The organism is Tistrella mobilis KA081020-065 (assembly GCF_000264455.2).
Taxonomy (GTDB): domain Bacteria; phylum Pseudomonadota; class Alphaproteobacteria; order Tistrellales; family Tistrellaceae; genus Tistrella; species Tistrella mobilis.
Window position 1 is genome coordinate 3,852,828 of sequence record NC_017956.1, and the last position, 11,967, is coordinate 3,864,794.

The window sequence follows — 11,967 nt, forward strand, 5'->3', positions numbered from 1 at the left end:
CGGGCCGCGCCCGGTGCCGGACCCACGGCGGCAAGTGGATGCGGGGACAGATGCGGCGCGCAGAGACGCGGCACGGCCGATGGCGGGTGGACATGGCGGTATTCGACCGGAACGAGATCAGGCGCTTCTTCGGCGCGACGGCGGCGATCGCGGCCCCTGCCGTGGGTACGCTCGGCGGCCTGTGTTTTGCGGGCGCGCTGGACTGGCACTGGGCGCTGGCCGGTGTGGTGGTCTCGGTCGCCGGCTCCATGGCCGTCGCCCGCCTGCTGCTCGGCGGCTTCCATGCCCTGCGGGATTTTGCCGAGGCGCTTGCCCATGGCGAGGAACGCCCGGCCCCGCCGCCCGGCGGGCGGATCGTCCAGGACATCGCCCGTGCGATGCTCCGGCTCTGGCTCAAGGAACGCCGCCGTGCCGAGCGGCTGGCGGTTCAGGCCGATGATTTCGGTCAGATTCTCGACCGGCTGCCTTTGCTGGTGCTGACGGTCGATGATCAGGTGCGGATCCGCTCGGCCAATCGTGCCGCCGAAGAGACGATGGGCGAGGGGCTGGTCGGGCGCGAGCTGGTTGCCGTGCTGCGCCATCCGGCCCTGCTGGATGCGGTCGATCAGGCGTTGATGCGGGGTGAATTCGCTGATGTGGTGTTCTCCACTGCCGCCCCCGACCGGCGGGAATACAAGGCGCATATCGAGGCCTTGCGGGCCGGCGATGAGCATACCGAGGCGCGCCGGGCAGTGATCGCCCTCCACGACCTGACCCAGATCCGCAAGCTGGAGCAGATGCGCGCCGATTTTGTCGCCAATGCCAGCCATGAAATCCGCACGCCGCTCGCCACTCTGATCGGCTTCATCGAGACGCTGCGCGGGCCCGCCCGCGACGATCCGGATGCGGCCGAGCATTTCCTGTCGATCATGGACGATCAGGCCCGGCGGATGTCGCGGCTGGTCAACGACCTGCTGTCGCTGTCGCGGATCGAGATGAACGAACATATGCCGCCGGCTGCGGCGGTCGACCTGACCGATGTGATCGACGACGTCATCTCGGGGCTGGAGTTCAAGGCCCATGCCCGGGGGATCGAGATCGAGATCATGACCGATCCCACCCTGGTGCCGGCGCTGGGCGATCCGGACGAACTGACCCAGGTCGCCCAGAACCTGATCGACAATGCGATCAAATACGGCCGCAACGACAGCCGGATCACCGTGCGGCTGTTCCGCACGACCGAGGCACCGCGGCCGGTTGGGCTGGCCGCAACCCTGGAGGCGGTGGGCTTCTCGGTGACCGACCAGAGTGACGGCATCCCGCGGGAGCATCTGCCGCGGCTGACCGAGCGCTTCTACCGGGTGGACAGCGCCCGGTCGCGGCAGGTCGGCTCCACCGGTCTCGGGCTGGCCATCGTGAAGCACATCGTCAACCGCCATCGCGGCCATCTGGCGATCGACAGCCGGGTGGGCGAGGGGTCGTGCTTTACGGTCTATCTGCCGCTGGCCGGCCGCGGCAACGGCCGGGCGCCGGTGGCGGCCGCTTCCTGACATCCCTGCACGCCATCCTGTGCGCTGCTGCCATGGCCGCTTCCGCTGCCCCGTGAACCCGGATTCATGCTATGAGCTGAAGAACCGCCCTGCGGTGCAAGAAGATCGAAGCTTGAGGGAACGCCATGTCGGATCTGATCCGCCGAAACACCATCAATGATGCCGTGCGCCGTGCGGCCGCCAAGTTCCGCGACCGTCTGGCGCTCCGCCATGGCGACCGGCGCTGGAGCTTCGCCGAGGTGAACCGCGCCGCCGATGCCATCGGTCGCCGGCTGATCGAGGCCGGGCTCGGCCGCGGCGACCGGCTGGCGGTCTATGCCCGCAATTCCGACACCTATCTGCTGGTCTGGCTGGGCGCCCTCCGCGCAGGCCTCGTCCACGTGCCGATCAACTACGCACTGACCGAGACCGAGCTGCATTACATCGTGGAGCAGTCGGGCGCCCGCGGCCTGATCTATGACCCGGATCTGGCCGAAACCGCCCGGGCGGTGGCGGGGCGGGTGGATCTCGCCTTCGCCGTCCCGATGACGGGCGATGCGGATTTCGACCCGCTGGAGGTCGCGCTGGGCTCGGCCGGGGCAGAGCCGCTGGAGGTCGGGCTTGCCGACGAGGATCTGGCGCAGATCCTGTACACCTCGGGCACCACGGCGGCGCCCAAGGGCGCGATGATGACCCATCGTGCGTTGCTGGCCGAATACACCAGCTGCATCGTTGAACTGAACCTGAAAGGCAGCGATCGGGCGCTCGCAGCCCTGCCGCTTTACCATTCGGCGCAGATGCACTGCTTCACCATGCCCCAGCTGCTGGTCGGCGCCACCACCATCCTGATCCAGACCCCGGTGCCGGAGCAGTGCCTGGCGCTGATCGAGGAAGAGGCCATCACCTCGTTCTTCGCGCCGCCCACCGTCTGGATCAGCCTGCTGCGCCATGCCGATTTCGACCGGCGCGACCTCTCCAGCCTGAAGAACGTCTATTACGGCGCCTCGATCATGCCGGTGCCGATCCTGCAGGAGCTGCGCCGGCGACTGGCCGGGGCCCAGCCCTATAACTGCTATGGCCAGAGCGAGATCGGCCCGCTTGCCACCGTTCTCGGCCCCGACGAGCACGAGGCGCGCCCCGCTTCCGCCGGCCGGCCGGTGATGAATGTCGAGACCCGGATCGTCGATGGCGAGATGAACGACGTGCCCCCGGGCGTGCAGGGCGAGATCGTTCACCGTTCGCCGCAACTGCTGACCGGTTACTGGAACAAGCCGGACGAGACCGCAGACGCCTTCTCTGGCGACTGGTTCCATTCGGGCGATGTGGGTTATCTCGACGACGAGGGCTATCTCTATGTCGTCGACCGGGTGAAGGACGTGATCAAGACCGGCGGCGTGATCGTGGCCAGCCGAGAGGTCGAAGATGCCATCTTCACCCATCCTGCGGTCTCGGAAGTGGCGGTGATCGGCCTGCCCGATCCGAAATGGATCGAGGCGGTGACGGCCCTGGTCGTGCTCCGGCCCGGTCAGGAGGTCGGGATCGACGAGCTGGTGGCCCATGCCCGCGAGCGGCTGGCGCCCTACAAGGTGCCCAAGGCCGTGCATTTCGTCGACGCCCTGCCGCGCAACACCGCCGGCAAGATCCTGAAGCGCACGCTGCGCCAGGAGTTTGCCGAGCAGGGCTGATGCCGGAATCCGTGACGGCAGCCATGCATCCGGATCAGGCCGCGGCAGGTCACACTGCCGCGGTTTTCCTTTATATGACAGTCGCTTCCGGAAGGTTTCCCCGGAGGTATAGACAACTTTCCATAGATTGTCGATGGGGGCCTCCGGCGTGCTGGCCTCTGGATTAAACCAAGAAATTACAAACGGTTGCTTCGAAAACGGTGCGGGTCGGCTGCGGCGAAGTGTGTCATGATTCCGTCATGAAACTGTGATATTCCCGTCGTCGAGCAGGATTAGACCATGTGTGACGCGAGGCCGGGTGGAAACACGACGCCGCCTGCCGCGTTTCGAGATCGGGACCGGTGGCGTGTCTGCCGCCGGCCAGCACACATGACGAACATCCAACAGGAGTTGGAACGGTGTTCAAGAAAGCCGCGCTTCTGTCGGCGGTTGCGATCGTTGCGGTCGCCACTCCGGCCCTTGCCCGCGATCAGATCCGCATCGTCGGCTCGTCGACCGTCTACCCCTTCGCGACTGCGGTCGCCGAAGAGTTCGGCAAGACCTCGGGCTTCGCGACCCCGGTCATCGAGAGCACGGGTTCGGGCGGCGGCCTGAAGCTGTTCTGCGCCGGCGTCGGCACGCAGCACCCTGACATCACCAACGCCTCGCGCCGGATCAAGAAGTCCGAGGTCGAGGAATGCGCCAAGAACGGCGTGACCGAGATCACCGAGGTGAAGATCGGCTTCGACGGCATCGTGCTGGCGAATGCGGTCAACGGCCCGGACATGAACATCACCCGCGCCCAGCTGTGGCAGGCGCTGGCGAAGCAGGTTCCGGTCGACGGCAAGCTGGTCGAGAACCCCTACAAGAGCTGGTCGGACATCGACGGCTCGCTGCCGAACGAGCCGATCGAGGTTCTCGGCCCCCCGCCCACCTCGGGTACCCGTGACGCCTTCGTCGAGCTCGTCATGGAGCATGGCTGCGAGGAATTCGACGCCGTGAAGGCGATCGAAGACAAGAAGATGCGCGGCGCGGTCTGCAAGTCGATCCGCGAAGACGGCGCCTTCATCGAAGCCGGCGAGAACGACAACCTGATCGTTCAGAAGCTGGCCTCGAACCCGGCCGCCTTCGGCATCTTCGGCTACAGCTTCCTTGAGCAGAACGGCGACAAGGTGAAGGCCGCCACCATCGAGGGCAAGGCGCCGGAATACGACGCCATCTCGAGCGGTGAATACCCGGTCTCGCGCTCGCTGTACTTCTACGTGAAGAACGCGCATGTCGGCACCGTGCCCGGCATGAAGGAATACGTCACCGAGTTCACCTCGGAAGACGCCATGAGCCCGGTCGGCTATCTGGCCCAGCGCGGCCTGATCGCCCTGCCGGATGCGGAGCGTGCCGAAGTGGCGAAGAACGCCCAGGGCCTGGTTCCGCTGAAGATGTGATCGGATGAGGGCTGGCTGTACTGGCATACCGGCGCAGCCAGCCCCAGCCATCGCAAGACGACCCGGCGGCTTTCGTCCGGTGCAGGCTGGCACCGCCGGAGCCGCCGTTCGCCTGCCGGGGCCTACCCTCCCGGCCGGCCCCCATCCGAAGCAGCCGCGACAGAACGGCCGCATCGAACGTTTCGTCCGCGACCTTGCGGAACCCGCGAACCTGAAGGGCCCAACCGGCCCGATGCCTGAAGGCAGAGGCGGCGCATGACGGTAAGCTCCTTCGTGCTCATCGTGCTGATCCTGAGCGCGGTAGCATTCTTCCTCGGACGGCGGCGCTCGGTGTCGCTTGCGAACGGCAGGCTCTCCACCCTGCATTCGCGCCCCGGCTATTACGGCTGGTATGTGGCATTGTGGTGCGGCCTGCCGGCGGTGCTGCTGGCATTTGTCTGGATCGTGGCCCGCACACCGATCGTCAACGGCGCCGTCCACGACGTCATTCCGGAAGACGTGATGGCGGCAGGCGCCGGTGCCGTGAACCTGTTCATGGCCGATGCCTACAACCTTGCCACCGGCAACATCGTCTCGTCCAATCCGAGCCCCGCAGTCCGCGAGGCGGCATCGATCATCACCGGCCTGACCCGGACGGTGAACCTGGCTTTTGCCGGCATCGGTCTCGCCCTGGCGCTGGCCGGCCTTACCGCGGCCTATCGGCGGATCACCGCGGATTTCCGCTCCCGCAACCGGGTCGAGCGGATCCTGCGGATCCTGCTGGTCATCGCCTCGACGCTGTCGATCTTCACCACCATCGGCATCGTGTTCTCGGTGCTGTTCGAATCGATCCGCTTCTTCCAGCGCATCCCGATCCTGGACTTCCTGTTCGGCCTGCACTGGAGCCCGCAGATCGCGATCCGTGCCGATCAGGTCGCCTCGGAGGGCTCGTTCGGCATGATCCCGCTGTTCGCGGGCACGCTGCTGATCACCTTCATCGCGCTGGCGGTGGCGATCCCGATCGGCCTGCTGGCGGCGATCTACATGTCGGAATATGCCGGTCGCAAGACCCGCGCGCTGGCCAAGCCGCTGCTCGAGATCCTGGCCGGCATCCCGACCGTGGTTTACGGCTTCTTCGCGGCACTGACCGTGGCGCCGCTGATCCGCGGTTTCGGCGAGAGCCTGGGCATCGACGCCGCCTCGGAATCGGCGCTGGCCGCCGGTCTGGTCATGGGCATCATGATCATCCCCTTCGTGTCGTCGCTGGCCGACGACGTGATCAACGCCGTGCCCCAGACACTGCGCGACGGCTCGCTCGGCCTTGGCGCCACCACCTCCGAGACGATCAAGCTGGTGATCCTGCCGGCGGCCCTGCCGGGCATTGCCGCCGCCTGCCTGCTCGCCTTCTCGCGCGCCATCGGCGAGACCATGATCGTGGTGATGGCGGCCGGCCTGGCTGCGAACCTCACCGCCAATCCCTTCGAGGCGGTCACGACCGTCACCGTGCAGATCGTCACCCTGCTGGTCGGCGACCAGGAATTCGACAGTGCCAAGACGCTCGCGGCCTTCGCCCTGGGGCTGGTCCTGTTCGTCATGACCCTGGCGCTGAACGTGGTGGCTCTGCACATCGTCCGCAAATATCGCCAGGCCTATGACTGAGCGACGGGAGCAACAGGTCATGACCGACAGCACCCTGAACCCCGCCGAGGCACCGATGGCCCGGCGGGAGAGCCCCCATGCCGGCCAGGCGGCTGCTGCCCGCCTGAGGGCACGGCGCCGCTCGGAACGCCGCTTCAAGGCCTATGGCTTTGGGGCCGTCCTGCTCGCCATCGTCATGCTGGTCGTGCTGATCGGCACGCTGGCGGGCCAGGGCCTCGGCGCCTTCACCCAGACCCAGATCGCGGTCGAGGTCAATCTGGACCCGGCGCGGCTGGATCCGCAAGGCACGCGCGACCCGAAAACGCTGGCCGATGCCAACTACACCGGCCTGCTGACCGACATCGTCCGCGACAATTTCGGCGCCACCCAGCGCCGCGACGTGCTCAAGGCCCTGGGCCTGTTCAGCCGCGATGCCCGCTTCGAACTGCGCGACTTCGTGCTGGCCAATCCGGATCTGATCGGTACCACTCAGACGGTGTGGCTGACGGCCTCGGGCAATCTGGACATGCTCGACAAGGGCTGGATCGACCGCGACCTGCCCCAAGCCCAGCGGCCGGTCGACGATCAGGTGCTCGGCTGGTATGACGCGCTTGCCGCCAAGGACGCCGTCAGCCGCGACTTCAACACCCGCTTCTTCACCGGTGCCGACAGCCGCTCGCCCGAGCTGGCCGGCATCTGGGGAGCGACCGTCGGCTCTGCCCTCACCCTCTTCGTCTGCTTCATCCTCTCCTTTCCGATCGGCGTCACCACGGCGATCTATCTGGAAGAGTTCGCGCCCAAGAATCGCTGGACCGACCTGATCGAGGTCAACATCAACAACCTCGCGGCAGTGCCCTCGATCGTGTTCGGTCTGCTGGGTCTTGCGGTGTTCATCGGCTTCTTCGGCATGCCGCGATCGGCGCCGGTGGTCGGCGGCTTCACGCTGGCACTCATGACCCTGCCCACCATCATCATCGCGACCCGCGCCGCGCTGAAGGCAGTGCCGCCCTCGATCCGTCAGGCGGCCCAGGGTCTGGGCGCCAGCCCGGTGCAGGTGGTGTTCCATCACGTGCTGCCGCTGGCCATGCCGGGCATCCTGACCGGCACGATCATCGGCATGGCCCAGGCGCTGGGTGAGACCGCGCCGCTGCTGATGATCGGCATGGTCGCCTTCATCGCCGACGTGCCGGGTGGCTTCACCACGCCGTCGACGGTGCTGCCGGTGCAGATCTTCCTCTGGGCCGACAGCCCGGAACGTGCCTTCGTCGAAAAGACCGCCGCCGCCATCCTGGTGCTGCTCGGCTTCCTGATCATCATGAATGCGATCGCCGTCCTGCTGCGCAGGCGCTTCGAGCGCCGCTGGTAAGCCGGTACGGGAGACCTTACCTCCTCCCCCGGCCGGGGCGCCCTTCCCGGGGCTTCGGCCGGGCGGATCAGAGACCTTCAGCGGAGAGCCCGCCCATGACTTCCGGCCTCGTGCCCAAGATGACCGCGCGCAAGCTGAACCTGTTCTATGGTGAGAAGCAGGCACTGTTCGACGTCGATCTCGACATCCATGCCAACAGCGTGACCGCGCTGATCGGCCCATCGGGTTGCGGCAAGTCGACCTTCCTGCGCTGCCTGAACCGGATGAACGACACCATCCCCAATGTCCGGATCCAGGGCGAGGTGAAGCTGGAGACCGCCGACATCTATGACCGCTCGGTCGACGTAGTACAGCTGCGCGCCCGGGTCGGGATGGTCTTTCAGAAGCCGAACCCCTTCCCCAAGACGATCTACGACAATGTCGCCTACGGCCCGCGCATCCACGGCCTGGCCGACAGCCGCGAAGAGCTGGACCAGATCGTCGAGCGGTCGCTGAAGCGCGCCGGCCTCTATGAAGAGGTGAAGAGCCGGCTGCAGGAAAGCGGCACCGGGCTTTCGGGTGGTCAGCAGCAGCGCCTGTGCATCGCCCGCGCGATCGCGGTCGACCCCGAGGTCATCCTGATGGACGAGCCCTGCTCGGCGCTGGACCCGATCGCGACCGCGCGCATCGAGGAGCTGATCGACGAGCTGCGCGAGAACTACACCATCGCCATCGTCACCCACTCCATGCAGCAGGCGGCCCGCGTGTCGCAGCGCACCGCCTTCTTCCATCTGGGCCAGCTGGTCGAGTTCGGCGACACCGAGCAGGTGTTCACCAACCCGCGTGAGGTCCGGACCCAGGACTACATCACCGGCCGCTTCGGCTGACCGGATCTGCCCAGGGAGACCAGTCTCATGCCCATTTCCGGTCAGCACATCGTGAAATCCTTCGACGAAGAGATTGCGCGCCTCGGCAACGACATCGTCCGCATGGGCGGTCAGGTGGAAGCGCAGATCGATCTCGCCATGCGCGCCATCGCCAGCCGTGACAGCGAGCTGGCGAGCGACGTGGTCGCGGGTGACACCAAGGTCGACGGCCTGGAAGACATGATCGAGGAGCAGGTGGTGCGGCTGTTTGCGCTGCGTGCCCCCGTCGCCAACGATCTGCGCCTGGCCTTTGCCTCTCTGCGCATCGCGGCCGAGCTGGAGCGCATGGGCGATCTGGCCAAGAACGCCGCCAAGCGCGCGATCATCCTGAACCAGTCGGCGCCGGTTCGGCCGGTGCATGTGCTGCCGCGCATGGCCGCGGTGGTGCAGCGCATGCTGAAGGACGTGCTCGACGCCTTCGTCGAACGTGATGCCGGCCGCGCCCGCGCGGTCTGGCAGAACGATGCCGAGGTCGACGAGCTGCACAACAGCCTGTTCCGCGAACTCCTGACCTACATGATGGAGGATCCGCGGCACATCACGGCGTGCACGCACATGCTGTTCATCGCCAAGAACATCGAGCGGATGGGCGATCACACCACCAATATCGCCGAGCAGGTGATCTTCGTGGTCGAGGGCACCAAGCCCGACACCGCCCGCCCCAAGGCCGAGACCGTTCTCGACCGGTCGGGCGACGCCGTTCTCGACGACTGACGGCCCGGTGGTCCGTCCGGCGGACCGCCTCTTCCCCTGCGCGCACCCCGCCCCTCTGACCGGCCGGCACCCCCTTCGGGGCCTCTGGTGCCGGCCAACTAGACTTCCTGGAGGACATCCGAGCGATGCGTCCGAAGATCATGGTCGTCGAAGACGAAACCGCGATCGTTACCATCCTGCGCTACAACCTCGAACGGGCCGGTTTCGCCGTCGAGGAGGCGAATGACGGCGAGGAAGCGCTCTGGCGCATTCGCGAGGTGAAGCCCGACGTCCTGTTGCTGGACTGGATGCTGCCCAAGCTTTCCGGGCTGGAGCTGTGTCGCCAGCTGCGCCGCGACCCCGAGACCCGCAATCTGCCGATCATCATGCTCACCGCCCGGGGCGAGGAGACCGATCGGGTGCGCGGGCTGGACAGCGGTGCCGACGATTACGTGCCCAAGCCCTTCTCGCCCCAGGAAGTGGTGGCCCGGATCCGCGCCGTGCTGCGCCGCATCCGCCCCGCCTTCTCGGAAGAGGTGCTGTCCTATGCCGATCTGCAGATGGATCTGGCGGCCCACAAGGTGACCCGTTCGGCCGAACCCGTGCATCTGGGCCCGACCGAATTCCGCCTGCTGCGCTTCCTGATGGAGCATCCGGGCCGGGTCTTTTCGCGCGAGCAACTGCTCGACGGCGTCTGGGGTCAGGACATCTATGTCGAGCCCCGCACGGTGGATGTGCATATCCGCCGGCTGCGCAAGGCGCTGAACGGCGAGAACCTGCCCGATCTGATCCGCACCGTGCGCTCCGCCGGCTATGCGCTCGATGCCCAGGGCACGGCTGCCTGACGGTCCCCGCAGCCCGACTTGATGTGGACGGGCGCCCGCAGCCGGGCGTAGCATGGGGTGACTGCCCGACCGGCAGTTTATGGCGCGGGGGCCCCATGACGCTCGACATCTGGTTGATCTATCTGGCGGCGGCGGCCGGGCTGTCGCTGACGCCCGGACCGAACGGGCTCCTGTCGCTCAATCATGGCGTGCGCTTCGGCGTGCGCCGCACCGCCTTCACTGCGGCGGGTGGGGTGACCGGCTTCATGGTTCTGGTCGCGGCCTCGCTTGCCGGGCTCGGGGCGCTGCTGGCGGCCTCGGAACAGGCTTTCACCATCGCCAAATGGATCGGGGCGGCCTATCTGGTCTGGCTGGGCATCCGCACCTTCCGCGCGCCGCCGCCCTCGGTGACGCTGGCCGATGCCGGGGGCCGCATTGCCGGGGCGGGGCCCTGGCGGCTGTTCACCCAGGGCTTTCTGGTGGCGGTCTCGAACCCCAAGGCGCTGATCTTCTTCGCCGCCTTCCTGCCCCAGTTCATGGTGCCGGGCGTGTCGTTCCTGACCCATCTTCTGGTTCTGGGAGGCACCTTCGCCGTGGTCGAATTCGTCTACGAGCTGATCCTGGCCGGGGCCGCGCGGCGCATCGCCCCCTGGCTGGGGCGCCATGGCCGCTGGTTCAACCGGGCGACCGGTGCGGCCTTTGTCGGCATCGGCGGCATCCTGACCACCGCCAACCGGATCTGAGCCGGCCGCAACGCCGCTTTCCGTGAAAATTCATCGTGTCAGCGGCGCTTGACCGCGCCCCGGCCCGCGCGTGATATAGGCGCGTTTCCATTGAACCGCGCATCGCGGACCCAAGCTCCGGCCGGCATCCACACCCGGCGGGCGGTCTGCGGATGCCGAAGGCGAGGACCAGATGGCGAGGATCTTCTCCGGCGCACAGCCGACCGGCAACCTGCATCTCGGCAACTATCTGGGCGCCATCCGCAACTGGGTGACGCTGCAGGATAGTTACGAGTCGGTGTTCTGCATCGTCGATCTGCACGCCATCACCGTCTGGCAGGATCCCAAGGCGCTGATCCGGCAGACCCGCGAACTGACCGCCGCCTATATCGCCGCCGGCATCGACCCGGAGCGCTGCGTGATCTTCAACCAGTCGGCCGTGACCGCGCATTCGGAACTGGCCTGGCTGTTGAACTGCATGACGCCGATCGGCTGGCTGAACCGGATGACCCAGTTCAAGGAGAAGGCCGGCAAGGACCGCGAGAAGGCGAGCCTTGGCCTCTATGCCTATCCTGTGCTGATGGCGGCCGACATCCTGGCCTACAAGGCGACCCATGTGCCGGTGGGGGAGGACCAGAAGCAGCATCTGGAACTGACCCGCGACATCGCCCAGCGCTTCAACCAGCTTTACGAAAAGGACGTGCTGCCGCTGCCCGAGCCGATGATCCTGGGGGCGGCAACCCGGGTGATGTCGCTGCGCGACGGCACCAAGAAGATGAGCAAATCCGACCCGTCGGATTATGCACGCATCAACCTGACCGACGACCGCGACACCATCGCCCAGAAGCTGAAGAAGGCCCGGACCGACAGCGAGCCCGGCGTGACCTACGAGCCGGAGCGCCGGCCCGAGGTCGCCAACCTGATCCGGATCTATGCCGCGCTGGACGGCCGCACCACCGACCAGGTGGTGGCCGACTATGCCGACGCGCCCTTCACTACGGTGAAGACGCGGCTGACCGACCTTGCGGTCGAGAAGCTGGGCCCGATCGCCGAGGAGATGAAGCGCCTGATGGCCGATCCGGCCGAGATCGACCGGATCCTGGCCAAGGGGGCCGATCGTGCCCGCGCCATCGCCGACCCGGTGGTGGCCGAGGTGCGCGAGACGATTGGTCTGTTGCGGCCGTGATCCGCCCGTAGCCTTCGGGCTGCGGATCTTCACGACATGC

10 protein-coding genes are annotated in these 11,967 nt (G+C 66.9%); all 10 read left to right on the top strand.

Annotated features, from left to right (window positions below):
- The first annotated feature begins 92 nt into the window (after window positions 1–92).
- Window positions 93–1,529 carry a sensor histidine kinase gene (locus TMO_RS17635; RefSeq protein ID WP_145978170.1) on the top strand — a complete coding sequence of 479 codons (1,437 nt, stop codon included), beginning with the start codon at window positions 93–95 and terminating at the stop codon, window positions 1,527–1,529.
- A gap of 125 nt (window positions 1,530–1,654) precedes the next feature.
- Complete coding sequence (locus tag TMO_RS17640; RefSeq protein ID WP_014747019.1) at window positions 1,655–3,193, top strand: acyl-CoA synthetase; 1,539 nt, start codon at window positions 1,655–1,657, stop codon at window positions 3,191–3,193.
- A 398-nt stretch (window positions 3,194–3,591) separates the two neighbouring features.
- Window positions 3,592–4,614: a PstS family phosphate ABC transporter substrate-binding protein gene (locus TMO_RS17645; RefSeq protein WP_014747020.1), complete on the top strand. Its 1,023-nt coding sequence runs from the start codon at window positions 3,592–3,594 to the stop codon at window positions 4,612–4,614.
- Between the two features lie 255 nt (window positions 4,615–4,869).
- The gene (gene pstC / locus TMO_RS17650) at window positions 4,870–6,252 is read left to right on the top strand and encodes a phosphate ABC transporter permease subunit PstC (protein WP_014747021.1); all 1,383 of its coding nucleotides are present in this window, start codon (window positions 4,870–4,872) and stop codon (window positions 6,250–6,252) included.
- A gap of 19 nt (window positions 6,253–6,271) precedes the next feature.
- The gene (gene pstA, locus TMO_RS17655) at window positions 6,272–7,597 is read left to right on the top strand and encodes a phosphate ABC transporter permease PstA (protein WP_014747022.1); all 1,326 of its coding nucleotides are present in this window, start codon (window positions 6,272–6,274) and stop codon (window positions 7,595–7,597) included.
- Between the two features lie 95 nt (window positions 7,598–7,692).
- On the top strand, window positions 7,693–8,463 hold the full coding sequence (gene pstB / locus TMO_RS17660) for a phosphate ABC transporter ATP-binding protein PstB (protein ID WP_014747023.1): 771 nt from the start codon (window positions 7,693–7,695) through the stop codon (window positions 8,461–8,463).
- A 27-nt stretch (window positions 8,464–8,490) separates the two neighbouring features.
- Window positions 8,491–9,216 carry a phosphate signaling complex protein PhoU gene (gene phoU, locus TMO_RS17665; protein WP_014747024.1) on the top strand — a complete coding sequence of 242 codons (726 nt, stop codon included), beginning with the start codon at window positions 8,491–8,493 and terminating at the stop codon, window positions 9,214–9,216.
- 125 nt (window positions 9,217–9,341) lie between these two features.
- Entirely contained in the window at window positions 9,342–10,040 is a 699-nt protein-coding gene (phoB, locus tag TMO_RS17670) for a phosphate regulon transcriptional regulator PhoB (protein WP_014747025.1), read from the top strand.
- A 95-nt stretch (window positions 10,041–10,135) separates the two neighbouring features.
- On the top strand, window positions 10,136–10,762 hold the full coding sequence (locus TMO_RS17675; protein ID WP_014747026.1) for a LysE family translocator: 627 nt from the start codon (window positions 10,136–10,138) through the stop codon (window positions 10,760–10,762).
- Between the two features lie 172 nt (window positions 10,763–10,934).
- On the top strand, window positions 10,935–11,927 hold the full coding sequence (gene trpS, locus TMO_RS17680; RefSeq protein WP_014747027.1) for a tryptophan--tRNA ligase: 993 nt from the start codon (window positions 10,935–10,937) through the stop codon (window positions 11,925–11,927).
- Window positions 11,928–11,967 lie beyond the last annotated feature (40 nt).